Annotated in this window: 22 protein-coding genes; 19 read left to right on the forward strand and 3 right to left on the reverse strand. The window is 62.4% G+C overall.

The window, feature by feature from the left end; all coding sequences use genetic code 11:
- Positions 1–2: 2 nt before the first annotated feature.
- From hisA to NKH49_RS14585, 10 genes are all read left to right on the forward strand, one after another.
- Positions 3–752 carry a 1-(5-phosphoribosyl)-5-[(5-phosphoribosylamino)methylideneamino]imidazole-4-carboxamide isomerase gene (hisA, locus tag NKH49_RS14540; protein WP_352472580.1) on the forward strand — a complete coding sequence of 250 codons (750 nt, stop codon included), beginning with the start codon at positions 3–5 and terminating at the stop codon, positions 750–752.
- Complete coding sequence (locus NKH49_RS14545) at positions 749–1,585, forward strand: arginase family protein (RefSeq protein ID WP_352472579.1); 837 nt, start codon at positions 749–751, stop codon at positions 1,583–1,585. Before hisA ends, NKH49_RS14545 begins: the two co-directional genes overlap by 4 nt.
- Entirely contained in the window at positions 1,582–2,376 is a 795-nt protein-coding gene (hisF, locus tag NKH49_RS14550) for an imidazole glycerol phosphate synthase subunit HisF (protein WP_023677537.1), read from the forward strand. Before NKH49_RS14545 ends, hisF begins: the two co-directional genes overlap by 4 nt.
- Positions 2,377–2,412: 36 nt before the next feature.
- Entirely contained in the window at positions 2,413–2,739 is a 327-nt protein-coding gene (locus tag NKH49_RS14555; protein WP_254815934.1) for a phosphoribosyl-ATP diphosphatase, read from the forward strand.
- An 18-nt stretch (positions 2,740–2,757) separates the two neighbouring features.
- Positions 2,758–3,717: a type I pantothenate kinase gene (gene coaA, locus NKH49_RS14560; protein WP_352451662.1), complete on the forward strand. Its 960-nt coding sequence runs from the start codon at positions 2,758–2,760 to the stop codon at positions 3,715–3,717.
- Positions 3,718–3,794: 77 nt separating this feature from the next.
- The gene (locus tag NKH49_RS14565) at positions 3,795–4,802 is read left to right on the forward strand and encodes a glycosyltransferase family 2 protein (protein ID WP_352454814.1); all 1,008 of its coding nucleotides are present in this window, start codon (positions 3,795–3,797) and stop codon (positions 4,800–4,802) included.
- Positions 4,802–5,572, forward strand: coding sequence for a class I SAM-dependent methyltransferase (locus NKH49_RS14570; protein ID WP_352616823.1), 771 nt, complete (start codon positions 4,802–4,804; stop codon positions 5,570–5,572). The genes NKH49_RS14565 and NKH49_RS14570 overlap by 1 nt, the downstream gene beginning before the upstream one ends.
- Before the next feature lie 7 nt (positions 5,573–5,579).
- Complete coding sequence (locus NKH49_RS14575) at positions 5,580–5,975, forward strand: GtrA family protein (protein ID WP_352616820.1); 396 nt, start codon at positions 5,580–5,582, stop codon at positions 5,973–5,975.
- Entirely contained in the window at positions 5,965–7,539 is a 1,575-nt protein-coding gene (locus NKH49_RS14580) for a hypothetical protein (protein WP_352616817.1), read from the forward strand. The genes NKH49_RS14575 and NKH49_RS14580 overlap by 11 nt, the downstream gene beginning before the upstream one ends.
- A 91-nt stretch (positions 7,540–7,630) precedes the next feature.
- Positions 7,631–9,244: a hypothetical protein gene (locus NKH49_RS14585; RefSeq protein WP_352926375.1), complete on the forward strand. Its 1,614-nt coding sequence runs from the start codon at positions 7,631–7,633 to the stop codon at positions 9,242–9,244.
- Here the strand turns inward: NKH49_RS14585 and NKH49_RS14590 are convergent.
- From NKH49_RS14590 to NKH49_RS14600, 3 genes are all read right to left on the reverse strand, one after another.
- On the reverse strand, positions 9,207–9,824 hold the full coding sequence (locus tag NKH49_RS14590) for an alpha-ketoglutarate-dependent dioxygenase AlkB family protein (protein WP_352454809.1): 618 nt from the start codon (positions 9,822–9,824) through the stop codon (positions 9,207–9,209). The genes NKH49_RS14585 and NKH49_RS14590 overlap by 38 nt on opposite strands.
- Positions 9,825–9,955: 131 nt before the next feature.
- Positions 9,956–10,393 (reverse strand): alternative ribosome rescue aminoacyl-tRNA hydrolase ArfB, encoded by a 438-nt coding sequence (gene arfB, locus NKH49_RS14595; RefSeq protein WP_352616811.1) that lies wholly within the window; start codon positions 10,391–10,393, stop codon positions 9,956–9,958.
- 79 nt (positions 10,394–10,472) lie between these two features.
- Positions 10,473–12,083: a phosphoenolpyruvate carboxykinase gene (locus NKH49_RS14600; protein ID WP_352616808.1), complete on the reverse strand. Its 1,611-nt coding sequence runs from the start codon at positions 12,081–12,083 to the stop codon at positions 10,473–10,475.
- Positions 12,084–12,425: 342 nt separating this feature from the next.
- Here NKH49_RS14600 and NKH49_RS14605 point away from each other — a divergent pair, with 342 nt between their 5' ends.
- From NKH49_RS14605 to tsaE, 9 genes are all read left to right on the forward strand, one after another.
- Positions 12,426–13,127, forward strand: coding sequence for a response regulator transcription factor (locus NKH49_RS14605; protein ID WP_352926380.1), 702 nt, complete (start codon positions 12,426–12,428; stop codon positions 13,125–13,127).
- A 22-nt stretch (positions 13,128–13,149) separates the two neighbouring features.
- Complete coding sequence (locus tag NKH49_RS14610) at positions 13,150–14,934, forward strand: sensor histidine kinase (protein ID WP_023677548.1); 1,785 nt, start codon at positions 13,150–13,152, stop codon at positions 14,932–14,934.
- 31 nt (positions 14,935–14,965) lie between these two features.
- A complete protein-coding gene (locus tag NKH49_RS14615) occupies positions 14,966–15,412 on the forward strand; it encodes an HPr kinase/phosphorylase (protein WP_352616805.1) in 447 nt (148 codons plus the stop codon).
- Between the two features lie 164 nt (positions 15,413–15,576).
- On the forward strand, positions 15,577–15,978 hold the full coding sequence (locus tag NKH49_RS14620) for a PTS sugar transporter subunit IIA (RefSeq protein ID WP_023677550.1): 402 nt from the start codon (positions 15,577–15,579) through the stop codon (positions 15,976–15,978).
- Positions 15,975–16,271, forward strand: a complete 297-nt coding sequence (locus NKH49_RS14625) for an HPr family phosphocarrier protein (RefSeq protein WP_352926383.1) — start codon at positions 15,975–15,977, stop codon at positions 16,269–16,271. The genes NKH49_RS14620 and NKH49_RS14625 overlap by 4 nt, the downstream gene beginning before the upstream one ends.
- A complete protein-coding gene (locus NKH49_RS14630) occupies positions 16,225–16,560 on the forward strand; it encodes a hypothetical protein (RefSeq protein WP_352616802.1) in 336 nt (111 codons plus the stop codon). The genes NKH49_RS14625 and NKH49_RS14630 overlap by 47 nt, the downstream gene beginning before the upstream one ends.
- A gap of 122 nt (positions 16,561–16,682) precedes the next feature.
- On the forward strand, positions 16,683–18,083 hold the full coding sequence (gene ahcY / locus NKH49_RS14635; RefSeq protein WP_023677552.1) for an adenosylhomocysteinase: 1,401 nt from the start codon (positions 16,683–16,685) through the stop codon (positions 18,081–18,083).
- A 188-nt stretch (positions 18,084–18,271) separates the two neighbouring features.
- Complete coding sequence (locus tag NKH49_RS14640) at positions 18,272–20,833, forward strand: sensor histidine kinase (protein ID WP_352616799.1); 2,562 nt, start codon at positions 18,272–18,274, stop codon at positions 20,831–20,833.
- A 6-nt stretch (positions 20,834–20,839) separates the two neighbouring features.
- Positions 20,840–22,351 (forward strand): tRNA (adenosine(37)-N6)-threonylcarbamoyltransferase complex ATPase subunit type 1 TsaE, encoded by a 1,512-nt coding sequence (tsaE, locus tag NKH49_RS14645; RefSeq protein WP_352616796.1) that lies wholly within the window; start codon positions 20,840–20,842, stop codon positions 22,349–22,351.
- The last annotated feature ends 26 nt before the right edge of the window (positions 22,352–22,377 follow it).

The following is a 22,377-nucleotide window of genomic DNA, read 5'->3' on the forward strand; positions in this document are numbered from 1 at the left end:
AGGTGTTTCTGTTTCCGGCGATAGACCTCAAGGACGGCAAATGCGTGCGCCTCAGGCATGGCGACATGGCGACCGCCACCATCTACAATGACGATCCCGCCGCTCAGGCGCGCGTCTTCGAAGAGCAGGGCTTCGAATGGTTGCACGTCGTCGACCTCAACGGCGCCTTCAAGGGCCAGAGCGTCAACAGTGCCGCGGTCGGCGCCATCCTGAAGGCGACGAGCAATCCGGTGCAGCTCGGCGGCGGCATCCGCACGCTGGCGCAGATCGAGGACTGGCTCGACCGTGGGCTGGCCCGCGTCATTCTTGGCACCGTGGCGGTCCGCGATCCGGATCTGGTCAGGCAGGCCTGCAAGGCATTCCCGGGCAAGATCGCTGTCGGCATCGACGCCAAGGGCGGTAAGGTCGCGGTCGAAGGCTGGGCTGAGGCCTCGAGCCTCGGCGTCATTGAACTGGCGAGGAAATTCGAAGGTGCCGGCGTCGCCGCCATCATCTACACCGATATCGACCGCGACGGTGTGCTGACTGGCATCAACTGGGACGCCACCATCGATCTCGCCGACGCGGTGTCGATCCCGGTTATCGCCTCGGGCGGGCTCGCCTCGATCGCCGACATCGTGCGCATGACCATGCCCGATGCCCGCAAGCTCGAAGGCGCGATCTCCGGCCGCGCCCTCTACGACGGCCGCATCGACCCGGCCGAGGCATTGGCGATCCTGCGTGGCAAACCGATGGCAGGGTGTGAAACGTGAAGGTCTCGATTATCGTTGCTCCCTACGACAGCGGGCACTATCACGAAGGGTGCGGCCAGGGGCCGGACGCCATCGTCGGCGGTGGGCTGGTCGAAGCCCTGACCGTGGCTGGCCATGACGTCGCCGTCGAAGATATCGGCAAGGTCGGAGACGAGCAGGGGCGCGAAATTGCAACCGGCTTCGCCGTCTGCAACGCCGTCGCGACCAAGGTTAACCTCGCCCGCGATGGAGGACGCTTCCCCATTATCCTTGCTGGAAATTGCCTGACCGCCGCCGGTGCGGTTGCCGGCGAAGCGGCGGATTCGATCATCTGGATCGACCAGCATGGCGATCTCAACACGCCGGAGACGTCGGCCTACGGCTTTCTCGACGGCATGGCGCTGGCGGCGACGCTCGGGCTCTGCTGGCATCCGATGGCGGCAGCAATTCCGGGGTTCTGGCCGATAGACCCGGCGCGCTGCATGCTGGTCGATGCCCGCGACCTCGATCCCGACGAAAAGCGACTGCTGGAAACTTTGCCGATCGTGCGCACCGAATGTGCCGGTGCACTCGATATGATCGGAAAGCTCACGGCGACAGGGACTGTGCGGGCGCATCTGCATCTCGACCTGGATGTCCTCGATCCGGATGTGCTGCAGGTGAACCGCTACGCGCACCCGGGCGGCCCGAGTCCGGAACAGCTGCGGCAGCTTGCCTGCGGACTGGCCAGGTCAATCCCGATTGTCGGTGTGACGCTCTCGGCCTACGACCCGGCCTTTGATTCCCAGTCCGAAGTTCCGCCCGTCGTCGGCCAGCTGCTTGTCGACTTTCTTGCGGCGATCGAGAGGATCTGATGCTGAAAGCCCGCGTCATCCCCTGTCTCGACGTCAAGAACGGCCGTGTCGTCAAGGGCGTCAATTTCGTCGACCTGGTCGATGCCGGCGATCCCGTCGAAGCGGCAAAAGCCTATGACGCGGCCGGCGCCGACGAGCTCTGCTTTCTCGACATCACCGCCTCGTCGGAAAACCGCGAGACCATTTTCGATGTCATCGCCCGCACCGCCGAACAATGTTTCATGCCGCTGACCGTTGGCGGTGGCGTCCGTCAGGTCGCCGACATCAGGAAGCTGCTACTGGCCGGCGCCGACAAGGTGTCGATCAACACGGCGGCGGTGAAGACCCCAAATTTTGTCGCCGAGGCTGCCGACAAATTCGGCAACCAGTGCATCGTCGTCGCCATCGATGCCAAGAAAGTGTCCGCTGCGAGCGAGGCTGATCGCTGGGAGATATTCACCCATGGCGGCCGCGAGAAGACCGGCATCGACGCCGTCGAGTTCGCTCGGCGAGTGGTCGACCTCGGCGCCGGCGAGATCCTGCTGACATCGATGGACCGCGACGGCACCAAGGCCGGCTACGATATAGCCCTTACCCGCGCGGTCGCGGATGCCGTACGCGTGCCGGTCATCGCTTCCGGTGGCGTCGGCACGCTCGACCACCTTGTCGAAGGCATTCGCGACGGCCATGCCGGCGCGGTGCTGGCGGCGTCGATCTTCCATTTCGGCACCTACAGCATCGCCGAAGCCAAGCTGCACATGGCTCAGGCCGGACTGCCGATGCGGCTGGACTCGCCGGGTAATCGGTCCTAGAGCCTTTCCGGCTAAGAAGAGGCTGTAAACGCCGTCATGACCGAGTTCTCGCTCTCCGATCTGGAGAAGATTATTGGCGAACGCGCACGTTCCGGCGATCCGGATTCGTGGACGGCCAAGCTCTTTCAGCGTGGCATGAGCAAGGCAGCGCAGAAACTCGGCGAAGAGGCAGTCGAAACGGTGATCGCAGCCGTCAGCGCCGACCGGGACGCGCTTGTTTCGGAAAGCGCCGATCTCATCTATCATTGGCTTGTCGTTCTCGGCATAGCGGACATTCCGCTGAGCGATGTGCTCAACGAGCTTGAACGCCGCACCGGTCGTTCGGGCATCGCCGAAAAGGCGTCTCGGCTGGACCGGGGCTGATCGCTGCGGAGGAACTCGATGGACCAGCTCGCTCCTACCGAGAAGTATTCACCCTATCGTTTCTTCTCGGCCGAGCAATGGTCGCGGTTCCGCGCCGATACGCCGATGACGCTCACCGAGGACGAGGTCCGTCGTCTGCGGTCGCTGAACGATCCGGTCGATCTCCACGAGGTCGAGCGCATCTATCTTTCGATGTCGCGGCTGTTGTCGGCTCATGTCGAAGCCAGTCAACTCCTGTTCAGGCAGCGCCAGGCCTTCTTCAACGCGCTGGACGCGGCCAAGACACCGTTCATCATCGGCATTGCCGGTTCCGTCGCGGTCGGCAAATCGACCACGGCGCGCGTGCTGAAGGAGCTGCTGGCGCGCTGGCCGTCGAGTCCCAAGGTCGACCTGGTCACCACCGATGGTTTCCTGCTGCCGAACGAAGTCCTGCGCCGCAACAATCTGATGGAGCGCAAGGGCTTTCCGGACAGCTACGACGTCGGCGCGCTGCTGCGCTTCCTGTCCGGCATCAAATCGGCGCAGCGCAACGTCCGCGCGCCGGTCTATTCGCACCTGACCTATGACGTCATCCCGGGCGAGTTCCAGACCATCGACCGGCCGGACATCCTGATCTTCGAGGGCATCAACGTCCTGCAGCCGGGCAAGCTGCCGAAGGATGGCAAGATCGTGCCTTTCCTGTCGGATTTCTTCGACTTTGCCATCTACATCGATGCCGAGGAGGCGCTGATCCATCACTGGTATATCGCCCGCTTCATGCGGTTGCGCGAAACCGCCTTCCGCGACCCGGCCTCCTTCTTTCACCGCTATTCGCAACTTTCCGAGGATGCGGCCCGCGCCATCGCCGAGGGCCTGTGGACCAACATCAACCTGAAGAATCTGCGCGAGAATATATTGCCGACCCGCGCCCGAGCCGATCTCATCCTGCGCAAGGGCGCCAACCATCTGGTCGAGGAAGTGGCGCTCAGGAAACTGTGAAATCCCAGGACATTCCTTAAAGTCATCTTAACCCAGTCTTTCTATTGTCGGGCCTGATCTGCGGGCTCGGCAAACAAATGAATGCGCCATTCCTAAACATCGATCGGCCGGCAGCTGACCGCATCGCACGTCCGGGCAGCGGCGGCGCAACGATTGCCCTGATCGTGCCTGTCCACAATGAGGAAGGCGCAATTGCTCCATTCCTGAAGGCGGTATGCGAAAGCACCGCGCCGCTGAAGGACAAAGGCGTTGCCCTCGAGTTCATCTTCGTCAACGACGGCAGCAGCGATACGACGCTCGAAAAGCTGATCGAAGCCCAACAAACCGATCCACGCATCCACGTAATCGACCTTTCACGCAATTTCGGCAAGGAAGCCGCGATGACCGCGGGGCTCGACAGCTGCGATGCCGATGCAGCGATCCCGATGGATGTCGATATGCAGGATCCGCCGCATGTCATTCCGCTGCTTGTGGAAAAGTGGCGCGAGGGTTTTGAGGTTGTTCTGGCCAAGCGAGCCAATCGGTCGAGCGACAGCTTTCTCAAGCAGCGCTCCGCCTCGATGTTCTACCGCGTTCACAACTGGATCGCGCAGCAGAAGATCCCGCACGATGTCGGCGACTTCCGTTTGATCGACCGCCAGGTCATCCAGGCGCTGCGGTCTTTGCCCGAACGCCGTCGTTTCATGAAGGGCCTGTTCGCCTGGGTCGGGTTCCGTACCGCAAGCGTCGAATATGTCCGCGATCAGCGCATCGCCGGCCAGTCGAAATTCTCCGGCTGGAAGCTGTGGAACTTCGCGCTCGAAGGCATCACCAGCTTCTCCACCGCTCCGCTTGAAATCTGGACCTATGTCGGCGCGACGATTTCCGCGCTGTCGTTCCTCTACGGCCTGCTGATCGTCGCCAAGACAATGATCTTTGGCGTTGATGTGCCCGGCTACGCCTCCCTGCTCGTCAGTGTTCTTTTCCTTGGCGGCATCCAGTTACTCGGCATCGGCATCATCGGACAATACCTCGGCAGGGTCTACGCCGAGATCAAGCAGCGTCCGATCTACATCGTGCGCCGCAAATATGAGGGAATGAGCTGATGGAGATCGACGCCTACCGACAGATGGCCGCCACCGAAGACGAGCATTGGTGGTTCTGCGGGCGTCGCGCCATCGCCGAGGCGGTCATTCGCAGCATCGGCCTGCCTGAAAACGCGCGCATCGTCGAGATCGGCGCCGGCACCGGCGGCAACATCCGGATGCTGGAGCAGTTCGGCGCAGTGACGGCAGTCGAGATGAGCGATCTCGCGCGCAGGATTGCCTGGGAAAAGACCGGCCGCGACTTCCTCGCCGGACATCTGCCGGACAACATTCCTGTCGCGCCGCAAAGCTGCGACCTCGTCTGCCTGTTCGACGTGCTGGAACATGTCGCCGAAGACGAGGCGTCGCTTGCCGCGATCCGCCAGATGCTGAAGCCGGGCGGCGGCGTCGTCCTCACGGTGCCAGCACACCAATGGTTGTGGAGCACGCATGATGTTGGGCTGCATCACATGCGGCGCTATTCACGCAATCTGCTGCGTGAACGAATTGAAAAGGCTGGTTTCGCGATCGACCGGCTGAGCTACACAAATGCCGCGCTCTTCCCGGTAGCGGCGCTGGCACGACTGGTGGACAGGTTGCGCAGGCCGGCCTTGCCAGCCGGTCATGCCACGCCGCCGAAACCACTGAATGCGGCGATGAAGGCAGTGTTTTCGGCGGAAGGCCGCATCATACCAAATGCAAACCTGCCCTTCGGCGTTTCGCTGCTGGCGGTGTTCCGCAGGGACAGCGCCGTCGAAACCGCTCGCCTCGACGAGAAATTGGCAGCTTGACCGCGTTATGGGCACCGGCTCGTATCGTCGACTATCGCGCTTTGCGCTGATTGGCATTGCGTCGACGCTGATCTACGCCGTTTGCGCTTTCCTGCTGTCGCGTGGACAGGCGACGGCGGCCCTGCCGGCGGCGCTCACATCGTTTGCGGCCTACGCCGTCGCCGCGCTGTTCTCCTACACCGGCCATAAATATTTCACCTTCACCTCGGGCGGCAGCCACGCGATTGAACTGCCCCGCTTCCTCCTGCTCACCGCTTCCGGCCTCGCCGTCGCGATCGCCCTGCCGGCGCTTTTGACCCAGATGCTCGGCATCCCCGCCGCAGTCCCGATCCTGCTTACCTGCATTGCCGTGCCGGTCATCAACTATGTCGTCCTCGGGCGCTGGGTGTTTCGTGGTCTCTAGCGCGCGACCCCTCAATGAACTGCTGCCCGGCGCCAACCGCTTCTCGCCCTTTGCGGGCGTAGCGGGTGCTCCGTTGCTGCTGGCCTGCCTGGTCGTCACATACGCCGTCTGGCTATCCACCGTTGCAATCCCGACCAATGTCGACGTGTCATGGCTTCTGGTCGTCTGCGACCGCCTGCTTGGCGGAGAGCGGCTCAACACCGACATCGTGGAGACGAACCCACCTTTCTCGATCTGGCTCTACATGCCATTCATGCTCCTGGAAAAGCTCACCGGCATACGTGCGGAATTCTGGCTGACGCTTGGCGTCGTTTGCCTGAGCCTGGCCAGTCTTTTCGGTTCCGTCCGTATTCTCGCGCGCGATGAACCGGTCTACCGGCAGCCCCATGCGCTGTGGGCGGCAGCGGCGGCCCTGTTTTTGATCCTGTGTTTCATGCCGGATCAATTCGGCCAACGCGAGCACTTCGCATTGATTGCCATTCTGCCTTGGGTGGCGTTGCAATGCACACGTCAGCGGAACCTGGATTTCAGCGCGGGCTCGCGCCTGGAGCACATGGTCGCGGGTTTCGGCGCGGCGGTCGTGGTCATGGTCAAGCCGCCCTATTTTGTGCTGGCCTTCATGTTGCCGTCGCTCTGTCTTGCGCTTGAAAGGCGGTCGCTGAGACCGCTCTTCGTCGCAGAGAACCTGGTGGGCGCTGCGATCGTGGCCGCCTATATAGCGTCCATCGCGCTCTTCGACCGCGCTTACGTCAGCGGCGTCCTGCCCTTGGTCAGGGAGGTCTATCTTCCGTTGAGGGCCTCTGCCGCCGATATGCTGGCAAACTGGCCGAAAGTGGTGCTGCTTCTGGCCGCCGCCACCGTGCTTGCGGCCGGCGGCCTGAGAAAGACGAACTGGGACGTCAGGATTCCGCTCCTGACCGCCTTGGGGTTCATTCCGGCCTTCATTGTCATGGGCAAGGGTTGGCCCAATCACGCGCTGCCGATGGTCGTTGTTGCGACACTTGCATTTGGCATCCAGCTTGTGCGGTTCGGCACATTCGGCAGTGCAGGCTTCGTTCGCAAGGGCGCCCTGATCTTCGGCTGCGTGCTGGTGCTGCAAATAGCGGTCAGGGCACAGTACGCGGCGCTGACGACGGATAACGGCCCGATCGCCCGGTCTGTCGCCGCGATCCGCGCAACGGTCGAAACCCCGACCATCATGTCGATTGCCGACCAGATGCAGGTTGCCCATCCCCTCGCCAGGCTGGTCGGCGGCAGGTTCATATCACGCCATCCGAGCGCCTGGGCGGTCTCCAACGCGGACACGCTCGCCCGCGTCACGGGCGATCTCGAACGGAGACCGGAACTTGAAAGCATCCGCGATCGGGTGATCGGCGAAAACGCCGCCGAGATATCAGCGAAGAAGCCCGATATCGTGCTGTCAGGCTCGCCCGCGTGGACTGCCCTGATGCTGCAGGACAAGCGGATCCAGGTCGCCTTGGCCGACTATTGTCTGCTGCACGCCGAGCCGGAAATCACTGTCTATCTGCGTTACACGGCGCCTGCGCCGCTCCAAACCGATTGAGCTGGAGCCCCCGGAAACCCATGACACGGCTGGATCCAATCGCTCCGCTGGACGACATATGGCTCGATCTCGAGAGCCTCGGTGCAACAGCATGAGCGTCTCGAACGACATTGGCGGCTTGAGCCGCTGGCGCGACAGGGATATTGCGGCGTCGCTGCTTCCTAGCCGCAATGTCCTGGCCATTGCCGCAGTCACCGTCTTCTCGATCTTCTGGCAGCGACGTTGGGGGACTGTTCCCGACACTAGCTGGCTGATCACGGTCTGCGAGCGTATGCTGTCCGGTGAGCGGCTTTACTCGCAAATCTACGAGACCAATCCCCCATTCAGCGTCTGGCTCTATCTGCCGCCAGTGGCTGCGGCCAGATTGCTGGGCACCGCCCCGGAAATCCTGGTTGAGGCCTGGACATACCTTGCCGTGCTTATCGGACTTTCGCTCTCGGGCGTGATCGTCAAGCGTGCGGGTTTCACCGAAACTGCATCATTGTTTGCACTGGGGCCAGCGTTTTGCGCAATGTTGGTGGTCTTCCCCGGAAATGCCTTCAGCGAGCGGGAGCATATCGGCATGGCACTTTTTATGCCGCTGCTTGCGCTTCATGCCTGGCGCGCGCGCAGAGATGCAGCTGCCCAACCAGACCCCAGGCTCGCCGTACTCGCCGGCCTGTCGGGCAGCATTCTGCTGCTGGTCAAGCCCTACTATGCGATCATGGTGTTGGCGCCGGCGCTGGTCGTTGCAGTGCGCCGGCGCAGTCTGAAATCGATCTTCGCCCTGGAACACTGGGTCATTGGTGGCATCTGCGTTGTCTATCTCAGCACGGTCACGCTGATCCATCCGGAATTCGTGCGCGACATCTATCCCCTCTTGGCGGACGTTTATGCAAAGATCGGCATCTTTTGGCCGATTGTGATCGGCTACGGTTTCTCGTGGTGTTTCCTTGTCTTCCTGATCTGGTGGCTGTGGCCTGCCAGACGGTTTCCAGAGCTGGCGGCGGTTGCGTTGGCGGCATCGATCGCTGGCATGTTTCCCCTGTTCTACCAAGCCAAAGGCTGGTCTTATCATGCCTATCCCGCGATCTTTTGCGCTGTGGCAGCCATTTTCTGCCTGCTGGCACTGCCCAGGATCGTGCAGCAGCCGTCGAAGCTGTTGACGTTCGTGACGGCTCCTTCGCGAGCTTGGGCATTGGCGGCGGTGGCAATCGCTTTCTTGCCGTATTGGAGCACCCAGAAACCAGGGCCGACGCTGGTTGCCGCAATTCGCGCCGCCACCGATCGGCCGACCGTAGCGTTGGTCAGTTCGGATATTTCCTCGGGACATCCGTTGAACCGTATGATCGATGGGCAGTTCGTTTCGACCCACGTCAGCGATTGGCTTGGAGCGTTCGCACTTTCCCTGTCCCGGCAGGCAGCTCTCTCGGGTGACACCGCCGAAGCCATGCGTTACCAAGCCATCATGGCGCGCTACGTCGAAAGCAAACGCGAAGAGTTCGTGCGTCTGCGCCCGGATATCGTCGTCTTCAAGAAAAACAACACGATGTGGACAAGCCAACTGATGGGGCATTTTGGCTTTGACGCCATCCTGGCGCACTACCGCATTCTTATCGAGGACGAGACCGAGCGCATCTATCTGCGCGACGATTATGTCCGCCCGGGCCCCCGGCCACCCGAACAGCCTATTTCGGCATCGTCACCCGTCGCAGCGTCAGATTGATGCGGCCGCCACTCCTGAGCAATGCCGAGGTCGACGGGTAGATACGGTCGACGCCGTGAAAGCAGAGCCGCCCTTCGCCGCCAAGCACGACGACGTCGCCGCTCCTCAGCCTGAACGATTTGGTGGCGCCGTCGCGCGTCGTCTGGCCGACCCGGAACAGGCAATCGTCGCCGAGCGACACCGAGACGACGGGCGCGGAGAAATCGCTCTCGTCGCGGTCCTGGTGAAGACCCATCTTGGCATCCTGCGAATAGAAATTGACCAGGCAGGCTTCCGGCGGGTGCGCATAGGCAGATACATCCCGCCACAGTTCGAGCAGCATCTCCGGGATCGGCGGCCAAGGCCTTCCGGTCACCGGGTGGGTCGGCTGGTAGCGATAGCCGTGCTCCTTGTCGGTGACCCAGCCCAGCGGACCGCAATTGGTCATGCGCACGCTCATCTCCTTGCCGGTACGCGGCATCGCCGGCACGAACAGCGGCGCGTTCTGCACGACCTGCCTGATATCTTCCACCAGCACTTCCTGCATGGCGCGCGACAGGTAGCCGGGCATATGGCGGACGCCTTTGGGCAGTACGAGCATCGCGTCGCTTAATCCGTTGGTCTGGAGAAATCAGAATGCCACCGTCAAATGAAAACGGCGACCCGAAAGCCGCCTCCGACGGTGGCTGCGCGCTTTAACCGGCGATCTGAGATCCGAAGCCGCTTCGGCTGTCACTCATCCCCGACCCGGCCGCGCAGTTTCTTGATCGAGCCGCGCCCGGCCTTGCTCTTGAGCCGTCTTTCGACCGCGCCTTTGGACGGCCTGGTCTTCTTGCGCGGCGGTGGTGGTGGTTCGGCGGCCTTGGCGACCAGTGCCGTCAGCCGCGCCCGGGCGTTCGCCCGGTTCTGCTCCTGGGTGCGGAAGCGTCCGGCTTCAATGACGATGACGCCGTCCTTGGTGGCGCGCTGGCCGGCAAGCTTGATGGTCCGTTCGCGCACCCGCTCCGACAGGCCAGCCGCATTGGCGGCATCGAAGCGCAATTGCACTGCCGTCGCCACCTTGTTGACGTTCTGGCCGCCCGGGCCGGACGAACGGATGAAGTCCTCGTGCAGGTCGCCCGGATTAATCACCGCATCGTCGGTAATGATGATCTTGTCGTCGGCGTTCATGCCGCACTCATGGCGCGGCAGGCGAAAAAAGAAAAGGCCCGATCGAAGCCGGGCCTTGAAGCATCACCAGGGGCGACGGCTATTCAGCCGCTACCTGCATGCGTGGTGCGGCGCCGAGCACCGTGGCGTCGACATGGGCTTCGAATTTCTCGAAATTGTCGACGAACATGCCGACCAGCCTTGCCGCCTGCCGGTCGTAGGCGGGCTTGTCGATCCAGGTCGATCTAGGGTCGAGAATGGCGCGGTCGACGCCGGCAACCGTCACCGGTACGTCGAAACCGAAATTGGCGTCGGTGCGGAAGTCGGCCGCTTTTAGCGAGCCGTCGAGCGCCGCCGCAAGCAGCGCCCGTGTTGCTTTGATCGGCATTCGCTTGCCGGTGCCGTAGGCGCCGCCGGTCCAGCCGGTGTTGACCAGCCAGCAATCGACGCCGTGGCGGGCGATGAGCTCGCGCAACAGATTGCCGTATACCGACGGATGCCGCGGCATGAACGGTGCGCCGAAGCATGTCGAAAATGTCGCTTCGGGTTCCGTAACACCCTTCTCGGTCCCCGCCACCTTGGCGGTATAGCCGGAGAGGAAATGGTACATGGCCTGCGCCGGGGTCAGCCGCGCGATCGGCGGCATCACACCGAATGCGTCGGCGGTCAGCATGATGATGTTCTTCGGGTGGCTGGCGCGCCCCGTCTTGCTGGCGTTGGGGATGAAGTGGAGCGGGTAGGCGCAGCGTGTGTTTTCGGTCAGCCCGCCGTCGTCGAAATCCGGCACGCGGCCTGCGTCGAGCGCCACATTCTCCAGCACCGTGCCGAAGCGCTGGGTGGTGGCGAAGATCTCCGGCTCGGCTTCGGCCGAAAGCTTGATCGTCTTGGCATAGCAGCCGCCCTCGAAATTGAAGATGCCGTGCGGTCCCCAGCCATGCTCGTCGTCGCCGACCAGCGTGCGCGACGGGTCGGCCGACAACGTCGTCTTGCCGGTCCCGGAAAGGCCGAAGAAAACGGCCGCGTCGCCGACGGGCCCTTCATTGGCCGAGCAGTGCATCGGCATCACACCTTTTGCCGGCAGCAGATAGTTGAGCACGGTGAACACCGACTTCTTCATCTCGCCGGCATACGAGGTACCGCCGATCAACACGATCATGTGCGAAAGATCGACGGCAATCACCGTTTCGCCGCGCGTGCCGTGGCGGGCGGGATCGGCGCGGAACGACGGCAGGTCGATGATCGTCAAATCGGGCATGAAATGCTCGAGTTCGGCGGCGGCCGGTCGGATGAGCAGATTGCGGATGAACAAGGAGTGCCAGGCAAGCTCCGTGATCACCCTGGTCGGCAGCTTCAGTTCCTCGTCGGCGCCGCCGACCAGGTCCTGCACATAAAGGTCCTTTCCAGCCGCGTGGGCGCGAAAATCGGCAAGCAGCGTATCGAACTGGATCGGCGAAATCGCTTTGTTGTTGTCCCACCATATATGCGGCGCGGTGCTTTCGTCGCGCACCACGAATTTGTCCCTGGGCGAGCGGCCGGTGTGCTGCCCGGTCTCGGCGGCAAGCGCGCCATGCGCGGTGAGTCGGGCCTCGCCACGGCGGATTGCCTCCTCGTAGAGCGCGGCCGCGCCGAAATTATAGCGCACCACGCCCGTGGTTCTCAGGCCGATGCGATCGATTGCACATGCAGGATTGCGTTTGCCGGCTTCCGACATGGGTGTCCCTTCTTCGATTTACCGCGTCTTTACCGGCGAATTCCGGAACCCCCATTGCAGGAGCTAAAAACGTCAAAACCAGAAAAGGCGAATGATATCAAATCATTAATCGATTTAAATATTTTGAAAGTTGTTTAAATCGTTTATATGTGCAAAAACACTGATGGTTGCCCAAAGGATTGGCGATGTTCATTCGTCCAATCCATATCGAGGTACAATTGTAGCCGTCGACATGCCGCGCGTGACAGCGGATACAGCCTGTGCCACATTTTGTACCTAATTTGTCCTGCAAAAGCCCCTTCTCGACGAAAGAAGGGACAGCTCATGAGGGAGCCGCTTGAAATGGCAACAATCGCGCTTGTCGACGACGATCGCAACATTCTCACTTCGGTTTCGATCGCCCTCGAATCCGAGGGTTATCGGGTCGAAACCTACACGGATGGGACATCGGCGCTGGAGGGACTGGCGGCGCGCCCGCCGAACCTCGCCATCCTCGACATCAAGATGCCGCGCATGGACGGCATGGAGTTGCTGCGCCGGATGCGTCAGAAATCCGACCTGCCGGTGATCTTCCTGACCTCCAAGGACGATGAGATCGATGAACTGTTCGGCCTCAAGATGGGCGCCGACGACTTCATCCGCAAACCCTTCTCGCAGCGTCTTCTGGTGGAGCGCGTCCGCGCCGTGCTGCGCCGCGCCAGCACCCGGGAGGCGGCGGCCAAGGCGCCCAACCAGCAGGCCCGGTCGCTTGAGCGCGGCCAGCTTGTCATGGACCAGGAGCGCCACACCTGCACCTGGAAGGGCGAGCCGGTGACGCTTACCGTCACCGAGTTCCTCATCCTGCATTCGCTGGCACAGCGTCCGGGGGTCGTAAAAAGCCGTGATGCGCTGATGGATTCGGCTTATGATGAGCAGGTCTATGTCGATGACCGCACCATCGACAGTCACATCAAGCGGCTGCGCAAAAAGTTCAAGGCCGTTGATGATGACTTCGAAATGATCGAAACCCTTTACGGAGTCGGATATCGGTTCCGCGAAGCTTGAGTCGAGCGGGAGCTGCTATTCGATGGCAGTGCAAGTAGAGCGAGTGAGACGGTCGGGCGCCGCCAGGCGCCCGCCGCGGATTCTGCCCGCCTTCGTGTCGAAAATTACGGTGCCGATGCGCCGGTTTCTCGGCCATCACATCTTTTCCAGCCTGACGCGGCGTATCCTCTTTCTCAACCTTGCCGGCCTTGCCGTCCTGGTCACCGGCATTCTCTATCTCAATACCTTTCGCGACGGGCTGATCGACGCCCGTGTCGAGAGCCTGATGACTCAAGGCGAGATCATCGCCGGCGCGATCGCCGCCTCGGCGACGGTCGAGACCGATTCGATCAGCATCGATCCGGAGAAGCTGCTCGAGTTGCAGGCCGGCGAAAGCCTCGGCCCGGGCTCCGATCAGCTCGACAACCTCGATTTCCCGATCAATCCGGAGCGCGTGGCGCCGGTGCTCAGGCGGTTGATCTCGCCGACGCGCACACGCGCCCGCATTTACGACCGCGACGCCAACCTGCTGCTCGATTCCCGCCATCTCTATTCGCGCGGCCAGATCCTTCGCTACGACCTGCCGCCGGTCGAAGAGGAGCAGCCGGACCTTCTGGAGCGCATCCAGAAATTCGTCTTTGATTTCTTTCGCAACAAGCAGCTGCCTGTCTATCGCGAGCAGCCAGGTGGCAACGGCGCCGCGTTTCCGGAAGTGGTCAAGGCGCTTACCGGCAGTCCGTCGACGATCGTGCGGATCTCGGAGCAGGGCGAGCAGATCGTTTCAGTGGCGGTACCGATCCAGCGCTTCCGTGCCGTTCTCGGCGTGTTGATGCTGTCGACCGAAGGCGGCGACATCGACAAGATCGTCGCGGCCGAGCGCAAGGCGATCCTGCGCGTATTCGGCATTGCCGCCCTGGTTACCGCCATCCTGTCGATGCTGCTGGCCTCCACCATCGCCAACCCGCTGCGCCGGCTTTCCGCGGCGGCGGTCAGGGTTCGCCGCGGCGTCAAGAACCGCGAGGAAATCCCCGACTTCTCCGACCGCCAGGACGAGATCGGCAATCTGTCGATCGCCGTGCGCGACATGACCAATGCGCTCTACGCCCGCATCGAGGCGATCGAAAGTTTTGCCGCGGATGTCTCGCACGAGTTGAAGAACCCGCTTACCTCGCTGCGCAGCGCGGTGGAGACATTGCCGCTGGCCAGGAACGACAATTCGCGCAGCCGGCTGATGGATATCATCCAGCACGATGTGAGGCGGCTTGACCGTCTCATCACCGATATTTCCGATGCCTCCCGTCTCGATGCCGAACTGGCGCGGGAAGATGCAGGAACCGTCGACCTCAAGAAGTTCATCACCGATCTGGTCGCCGTCTCGCGCGAGGCCACGCGCAACAAGAAGGCGGTCGAGATCGAATTCAAGGTCGCCAAACTGCCGCAGGGCGTGAAAGGCTACTTCGTCGTCGGTCATGATCTGAGGATCGGCCAGGTGATCACCAACCTGATCGAGAATGCCCGCTCGTTCGTTCCCGAGGAACGTGGCCACATCACCATATCGCTGGCGCGCGCCGGCAAGTTCAACATCGTCACCATCGACGACAATGGACCCGGTATCCGTGCCGATAACATCGACCGCATTTTCGAGCGGTTCTATACCGATCGGCCGGCCGGCGAGGCGTTCGGTCAGAACTCGGGCCTTGGCCTGTCGATATCCAGGCAGATCGTTGAAGCCCATGGCGGCACGCTGAGCGCCGAGAACATCCCGGGCACCAAGCCTGGCGAGATCAAGGGCGCGCGCTTCGTGGTGACGCTGCCGGCGGAAGGCTGACGGATGAATTCCAATCACGCCTGGTCCTATTGTGCAGCCTGAAAACATTCACGGCACCGCGATCCTGATAGGGGATCGCGGCATTCTCATTACCGGACCGTCCGGCTTGGGCAAGACGACGCTGGCGCTCGCCTTGATCGATCATTGCAGCCAGCGTGGGCTGTTTTCCCGGCTGATCGGCGATGACCAGCTCTATGCTGCAGATTGCGACGGGCGGCTGGTCTGCCGCGCACCAGCCAGCATAGCCGGCCTCGTCGAGGTGCCGGGATTCGGCCCCAAACCGATACGGTTCGAGCCAAGCTGCGTGATCGACCTCATTATCCGGCTGGTGCCAGCCGGCAAAATGGCCCGCTTCCAGGAAGACTGCTGCGAACTCGTTGTCGGCGTACCAGTGCCGTGCATCGATCTTGCCGGGCGCAATGTAGCGGCGGCCTTGCCGGCAGTGATGTCGCGCCTGTCGATTGCGCCTTTCCTGTGATCCGATTTCGATTTTTTGCTGCAATGCGTCAAATTGGCTTGGGCCGGCGCAATTTTGGGCTTGTCAACGGGCCTTGCGTCGACAAGATAGCGCTCCCGCCACCTGGAACGGTCGGCGAGCATAAAATGCGCCTGTGAAGCGGCGATGACGGGAGCCACCAAAGAATGATCGGACTCGTGCTTGTAACGCACGGTCAACTGGCCGCCGAGTTCCGCAATGCCGTGGAACATGTCGTTGGGCCACAAGACAATTTCGAGACCGTGGCGATCGGTGCCGACGACGATATGGAACAGCGCCGCCGCGACATTATCGAGGCAGTCGGCCGCGTCGATACGGGATCAGGCGTCATCGTTTTGACCGACATGTTCGGCGGCACGCCCTCTAACCTCGCCATTTCCGTGATGGAATCCGGGCGTATCGAGGTCATTGCCGGCATGAACCTGCCGATGCTGATCAAGCTGTCCAGCGTTCGCAAGGGCGACAACATGACGGCCGCGCTGGATGAGGCGCAGGCTGCCGGCCGCAAATACATCAATGTCGCCAGTCAACTCCTGAGCAGCAAATGAGCGCGCTGTTGCTGGAAAAGGACAAGATCGTTCGCGACTTTCCAATCGTCAACCAGCGCGGCCTGCATGCGCGCGCCTCGGCCAAGTTCGTTCAAATCGCCAGCGGCTTCAACGCCACGGTCCAGGTCGAGAAGGACGGCGTCAAGGTCGGCGGCACCTCGATCATGGGCCTGATGATGCTGGCGGCGAGCCCCGGCTATTCGATACGCGTCACCGCCACCGGCCCGGAGGCCGAAGAGGTCATCGATGCGCTGGAGCAACTGGTTGCTTCCCGTTTCGGCGAGGAGTGCTGACGGCTTCGCCGACGGCACCTGCTACGGCATGTTCGGGCGCAACCTTGCGGCGGTGAAGGAAATCGCATTTTTGCGCGACCGTCGCGTATTTTGTTCTTGCTTTGTGCCGGCAGCTATGCTATTAATTTCGCTATGGTGCCAATTGGCCCCGAAGACCCGCCCGCCGAGGCGGGTTTTTGTTTCCGGCTTTGAAAGTGTTGCCGATCTGAGGTCTGAGGGACGGCCACCTTGGACAGCACCCCTTCTGCGCGCTCTCATGGCCGCCGCCGCTGAAGACATGCACGGATAAAGATTTCTTTATATCCCATTGTCGTCCCACTCCCGATCTGCTAGTCAGGCCGGCAACTCGCGCCCTCCGAAATGCCTTCGGGGCGGGCGCGTCCCGCAATCAATTCGCATCGGAGCACTGCCATGACGGGTAGCAAGGACTATGTGGTCGCTGACATCGCGCTTGCCGGCTGGGGCCGCAAGGAGATCGAGATCGCCGAAACCGAAATGCCCGGCCTGATGGCCTGCCGCGAGGAATTCGGCGACAAGAAGCCGCTCAAGGGCGCGCGCATCACCGGTTCGCTGCACATGACCATCCAGACGGCGGTGCTGATCGAAACGCTGAAAGCGCTCGGCGCCGACATCCGCTGGGCTTCCTGCAACATCTTCTCGACCCAGGACCACGCTGCGGCGGCCATTGCCGAGGCCGGAATTCCGGTGTTTGCCGTCAAGGGCGAGACGCTGGAGGACTATTGGGTCTACACCGACAAGATCTTCCAGTGGGCCGATGGCGGCACCTCCAACATGATCCTCGACGACGGTGGCGATGCCACCATGTACATCCTGATCGGCGCCCGCGCCGAGGCCGGCGAGGATGTGCTGTCCAATCCGGGCAGCGAAGAGGAAGAGATCCTGTTTGCCCAGATCAAGAAGCGCATGCAGGCATCGCCCGGCTTCTTCACCAAGCAGAAGGAAGCGATCCGCGGCGTCACCGAAGAGACGACGACCGGCGTCAACCGGCTCTATCAGTTGCAGAAAAAAGGCTTGCTGCCGTTCCCGGCGATCAACGTCAATGATTCCGTCACCAAGTCGAAATTCGACAACAAATATGGCTGCAAGGAATCGCTTGTCGACGGCATTCGCCGCGGCACCGACACGATGATGGCTGGCAAGGTCGCGGTTGTCTGCGGCTATGGCGACGTCGGCAAGGGCTCGTCGGCTTCGCTCAAGGGCGCCGGCGCCCGCGTCAAGGTCACCGAGGTCGATCCGATCTGCGCGCTGCAGGCGGCGATGGACGGTTTCGAGGTGGTCACGCTCGAAGACGCGGCGCCGACGGCCGACATCGTCATCACCACCACCGGCAACAAGGACGTCGTTACCCTCGACCACATGCGCCTGATGAAGGACATGGTGATCGTCGGCAACATCGGTCACTTCGACAACGAGATCCAGGTGGCCTCGCTGCGCAACCTGAAATGGACCAACATCAAGCCTCAGGTGGATATGATCACCTTCCCGGACGGCAAGCGGATGATCCTTTTGTCGGAAGGCCGCCTGCTCAACCTCGGCAACGCTACCGGCCACCCGAGCTTCGTCATGTCGGCGTCCTTCACCAATCAGGTGTTGGCCCAGATCGAGCTGTACACCAAGCCCGGCCAGTACGAGAACCAAGTTTATGTCCTGCCGAAGCATCTCGACGAAAAGGTCGCGCGCCTGCATCTCGACAAGCTCGGTGCCCGCCTGACCGAACTGTCCGGCGAACAGGCCGCCTATATCGGCGTCACTCCGCAGGGACCGTTCAAGCCGGAACACTACCGCTATTAACCACGGCGAAACTTGCCACTAGATATTGAAGCCGGGCGATTGACTTTTCGCCCGGCTTTATTTTTGCGCTGATTGATTCTTCACGCCGATTCGCGCAAGCGCTATGGTGCTGATTCGCGGTCCGGGGACGAGGCCCGGGCGCACGCATCAGGGCGGTCTTGCATTCAGGCGGCGAAGAGGACCAAGACATGCCGGGGGATAACCCGCCTTGCGCGGGACAGGCCGTTTCCGGCGGCCATAACGATTCGATCACGGGCTCCGCTGCCAGAGGCGGCAGCCTTCTATGGCGCGCCGGCAGCCGTGTCGGGGTGCTGCTTGCTTCTTCCGCGCTGGTTGGTCCGCTGCTTGGCTTTACTGCACATGCCCAAACCCGCGTGGCGCAAAAGGCCGGGCTGTCGGTCAGCACGGTCGAGGTCATGCAACTCGCCATGTTCGTCGGCGTCATGGGGGCGGCATTGCTGTCGGCCATCTTTCTGATCCGCGAACGGGCGCGCACCGCGGCGGAAAATGCCGAGCTCAGGACCCGTATCGCCGACGTCAATGCCGCGCTGCAGCGCTCGGAGGCGCTGCTCCATTCCCGCGATCAGCGCGTGGTGGTATGGGCGGCCGAGAACAAGAAGCCCGAGCTTGTCGGGACATTGCCGATCGAGAGCGGCGCGCCGGAGGACCGGGCGGCCTTCCTGGCTTTCGGCCGCTGGCTGATGCCGCGTTCGGCGGCTGCACTCGAACATGCCGTCGCGGCACTGCGGGACAAGGCAAAGCCGTTCGATCTGGTCATCGAATCGCAGGCCGGCCAGCCGCTCGAGGTTCACGGTCGCAAGAGTGCGGCGCATGTGCTGGTTCGCTTCGTCTCGCTTTCGGAGACACAGCGAAGCCAGGCCAGGCTGAAGATCGAGAACCAGCGCTTAACCGCCGACCATGAGACGCTGATCGGTCTTCTGGATGCGCTCAAGATGCCGTCATGGCTGCGTACTGTCGACGGGCGGCTGAAATGGGTCAACCGCGCCTATGCCGAAGCGGTCGAGGCCGAGAATGCCGAAGCGGCGGTCCGCGATGGCAAGGAATTCCTCGGCGGCCAGGCGCGCGACACGATCGCTGCGCAGCACAAGTCGCGCGCGGTCTTTGAACAGACGCTCTCCACGGTCATCGAGGGCGACCGCCGTATGTTTGCCGTGACCGATTTTGCCGGAGCGGATGGTTCGGCTGGTCTTGCCTGCGACATCAGCGCTATCGAGGCCATTCGCGCCGAATATGAGCGGACCATGCAGAGCCACGCCGACACGCTCGATCAGCTCAACACCGCCGTGGCGATTTTCGACACCGACGAGAAATTGCGGTTTTTCAATCAGGCGTTCCAGAAACTATGGGGCCTCGACAGCGGCTTCCTGCACAGCGCGCCGGACAACGCCTTGCTGCTCGACCGCCTGCGCAGCGAAGGCAAGATCGCCGAGCAGCCCGAATGGCGGCGCTGGAAAGAGAGCCTGCTCGGCGCTTACCGCGCGGTTGAATCGCAGGAGCATTGGTGGCATCTGCCGGACGGCAAGACCATTCGCGTCGTCGCCAATCCGCAGCCCAAGGGCGGCGTCACCTGGGTGTTCGAGAACCTGACCGAGAAGATGGACCTTGAAAGCCGCTACCAGACCGCCGTCCGGGTCCAGGGCGAGACGCTCGACAACCTCGCCGAAGGCGTCGCTGTGTTCGGCCCCGACGGCAGGCTGAGACTGTCGAACCCGGCGTTCGCGGCATTGTGGGGGCTGGATGCCGATGCCTCAAAACCCAACGTCCATGTCTCGACGATCCGCGACCTTTGCGACCGCCGTGCCGTCGACAGTCCGTGGGGCGGGTTCGTTGCCGCCATCACCGGCTTCGACGACGAGCGCCGCGACCGCCACGGCCAAACCGAATTGAACAACGGCACCGTTTTGCGCTACGCCGTCATCCCTTTGCCCAACGGCCAGGTGATGATGACCTTCGTCGACGTTACTGACAGCGTCAATGTCGAGCGGGCGCTGAAGGACAAGAATGAGGCGCTGCAAAAGTCCGACCAGATCAAGAACGAATTCGTGCAGCACGTCTCCTATGAGCTTCGCTCGCCACTCACCAACATCATCGGCTTTACCGAGCTTCTTTCACTGCCGTCGACTGGTCCGCTGAACCAGAAGCAACGCGAATATATCGGGCATGTCGGCTCGTCCTCCTCGGTCCTGCTCACCATCGTCAACGACATCCTCGACCTGGCGACGGTGGATGCCGGCATCATGGAACTCGACATTTCCGAAGTTCACATCGATCGAACCATTACGGCTGCCGCCGAACTGGTCGCCGACCGGCTGGAGGAACATGCGATCAAGCTCAGGATCGACGCGGCGGCCGCGCCGAAAACCTTCCACGGCGACGAGACCCGCGTCCGCCAGATCCTCTACAATCTGCTCAGCAATGCCGCCAATTACGCACCGGAGGCGAGCACCATAACGCTCGCCTGCCGCCAACTTGCCGACGGCGTGGAATTTTCCGTTCACGATGACGGCCCCGGCATGCCGCCGGACCTGCTTGACTCAGTGTTCCGGCGCTTCGAGCCGCGCACCAATGGTGGCCGCCGCCGTGGCGCCGGGCTTGGCCTGTCGATCGTCAAGAGCTTTGTCGAACTGCATGGCGGCAGCGTCCGCATCGAGACCGGCAGGGATAAGGGCACCACGGTTGTTTGCGCCTTTCCCGACACGCCGTCCGGCATCCGCGCGGCGGCCGAGTAGCGTTCGATGGCGGTATTGGTGCTGGAGCGTTTTCTCGCAGACGAGGCTGCGACGGCAAGGTTCGGCGAGGATCTCGCCATGTCGTTGCGCATTGGCGACGTGCTCGCCCTCAAGGGCGATCTCGGCGCCGGCAAATCGACCTTGGCACGGGCGCTGATCAGGGCACTGGCCGACGATGCCGGGCTCGACGTGCCGAGCCCGACCTTCACGCTGGTCCAGAGCTACGACACGCATGTGCCGGTCCATCATTTCGATCTCTACCGCTTGGGCACGGCATCCGAGCTGGACGAACTGGGCTTCGACGAGGCGCTGACGCAAGGCGCCGCGCTGGTCGAATGGCCGGAGCGGGCAGAGGCATATCTGCCGAAAACCTCGGTGCTGGTCGAACTTCTCCAGCAGGGCGACGGCCGACTGGCGAGACTATCGGGAGAGGGCGCCGCCTTCGAGCGCGCGGCGCGATCGCTGGCAATGCGCGATTTTCTCGGGCAGGCCGGCTGGGGCGAAGCGCAGCGACGATATTTCATCGGTGATGCCTCGGCTCGCTCCTACGAGATCGTCACGCTCGCCGGATTTCCGCCGCGCGTGCTGATGAACTCGCCAAGGCTGGTGCTCGGACCGCCAGTCCGCGACGGCAAACCCTATGCCGAGATCGCTCACACCGCGCAATCCGTTTCGGCGTTCGTCGCCATCGACCGGGCCTTGCGGGCCGGCGGCGTCAGCGTCCCGGAAATTCATGCCCAGGATCTCGACCAGGGTTTTCTTCTGCTGGAGCATCTCGGTTCCCAAGGCTTCCTCGACAAGCACGGCCAGCCGGTGGCCGCGCGTTATGCGGCGGCGGCCGAACTGCTTGCCATGATGCACGGCAAAACATGGCCGGCCCGCATGCAGGCCGGCCCCGGCGTCTTCCACGAGGTGCCGCCTTTCGACCGCGACGCCATGATGATCGAGGCCGAATTGCTGGTCGACTGGTATGTCCCGGCGATATCAGGCGCTTCGCCAAGCGAGGCGTTGCGCGCCGGTTATCGCAGCGAATGGAGTGCGGTGCTCGATCGGCTCGAGGGGCGCGAATACACGCTGATGCTGCGCGACTTTCATTCGCCCAACCTGATCTGGCGCGCTGACCGTTTCGGTCACGACCGTCTCGGCGTCGTCGATGTCCAGGATGCGCTGATCGGTCCGTCAGCCTACGACGTCGCCTCGCTCGCCATGGACGCGCGCGTCACCATCTCACCTGAAATCGAAAAGCACACGCTCGCCGCCTACATCGCCGCGCGACGTGCTGCCGGTGCCTTCGATGAGAGCGAATTCCGCGAAACCTATGCAATTATGGCCGCACAGCGCAATTCCAAGATCCTCGGCATCTTCATGCGGCTCGAAAAACGCGACGGCAAGCCTTATTATCTGAAGCATCTGCCGCGCATCCGCGACTATCTTCGCCGGGCACTGGCGCATCCGGCGCTGGCCGGGCTGCAGGATTTCTACATCGCCCACGGCTTCCTGGAGGAACGCTCGATTTGACGGCTAAGGATTTGGGCCTGAAGGCG

It is taken from the genome of Mesorhizobium sp. M1088, assembly GCF_040318575.1.
Classification (GTDB): Bacteria; Pseudomonadota; Alphaproteobacteria; order Rhizobiales; family Rhizobiaceae; genus Mesorhizobium.

Coding starts and splice junctions, on each gene's coding strand:
- NKH49_RS14570 (WP_352616823.1), top strand. CDS start 4,802: ATGGAGATCGACGCCTACCGACAGATGGCCGCCACCGAAGACGAGCAT.
- NKH49_RS14600 (WP_352616808.1), bottom strand. CDS start 12,083: ATGTCGGAAGCCGGCAAACGCAATCCTGCATGTGCAATCGATCGCATC.
- NKH49_RS14640 (WP_352616799.1), top strand. CDS start 18,272: ATGCCGGGGGATAACCCGCCTTGCGCGGGACAGGCCGTTTCCGGCGGC.
- NKH49_RS14625 (WP_352926383.1), top strand. CDS start 15,975: ATGAGCGCGCTGTTGCTGGAAAAGGACAAGATCGTTCGCGACTTTCCA.
- NKH49_RS14590 (WP_352454809.1), bottom strand. CDS start 9,824: ATGCTCGTACTGCCCAAAGGCGTCCGCCATATGCCCGGCTACCTGTCG.
- NKH49_RS14630 (WP_352616802.1), top strand. CDS start 16,225: ATGCGCTGGAGCAACTGGTTGCTTCCCGTTTCGGCGAGGAGTGCTGAC.
- NKH49_RS14605 (WP_352926380.1), top strand. CDS start 12,426: ATGGCAACAATCGCGCTTGTCGACGACGATCGCAACATTCTCACTTCG.
- NKH49_RS14610 (WP_023677548.1), top strand. CDS start 13,150: ATGGCAGTGCAAGTAGAGCGAGTGAGACGGTCGGGCGCCGCCAGGCGC.
- NKH49_RS14555 (WP_254815934.1), top strand. CDS start 2,413: ATGACCGAGTTCTCGCTCTCCGATCTGGAGAAGATTATTGGCGAACGC.
- NKH49_RS14575 (WP_352616820.1), top strand. CDS start 5,580: ATGGGCACCGGCTCGTATCGTCGACTATCGCGCTTTGCGCTGATTGGC.
- NKH49_RS14585 (WP_352926375.1), top strand. CDS start 7,631: ATGAGCGTCTCGAACGACATTGGCGGCTTGAGCCGCTGGCGCGACAGG.
- tsaE (WP_352616796.1), top strand. CDS start 20,840: ATGGCGGTATTGGTGCTGGAGCGTTTTCTCGCAGACGAGGCTGCGACG.
- NKH49_RS14565 (WP_352454814.1), top strand. CDS start 3,795: ATGAATGCGCCATTCCTAAACATCGATCGGCCGGCAGCTGACCGCATC.
- NKH49_RS14620 (WP_023677550.1), top strand. CDS start 15,577: ATGATCGGACTCGTGCTTGTAACGCACGGTCAACTGGCCGCCGAGTTC.
- arfB (WP_352616811.1), bottom strand. CDS start 10,393: ATGAACGCCGACGACAAGATCATCATTACCGACGATGCGGTGATTAAT.
- ahcY (WP_023677552.1), top strand. CDS start 16,683: ATGACGGGTAGCAAGGACTATGTGGTCGCTGACATCGCGCTTGCCGGC.
- coaA (WP_352451662.1), top strand. CDS start 2,758: ATGGACCAGCTCGCTCCTACCGAGAAGTATTCACCCTATCGTTTCTTC.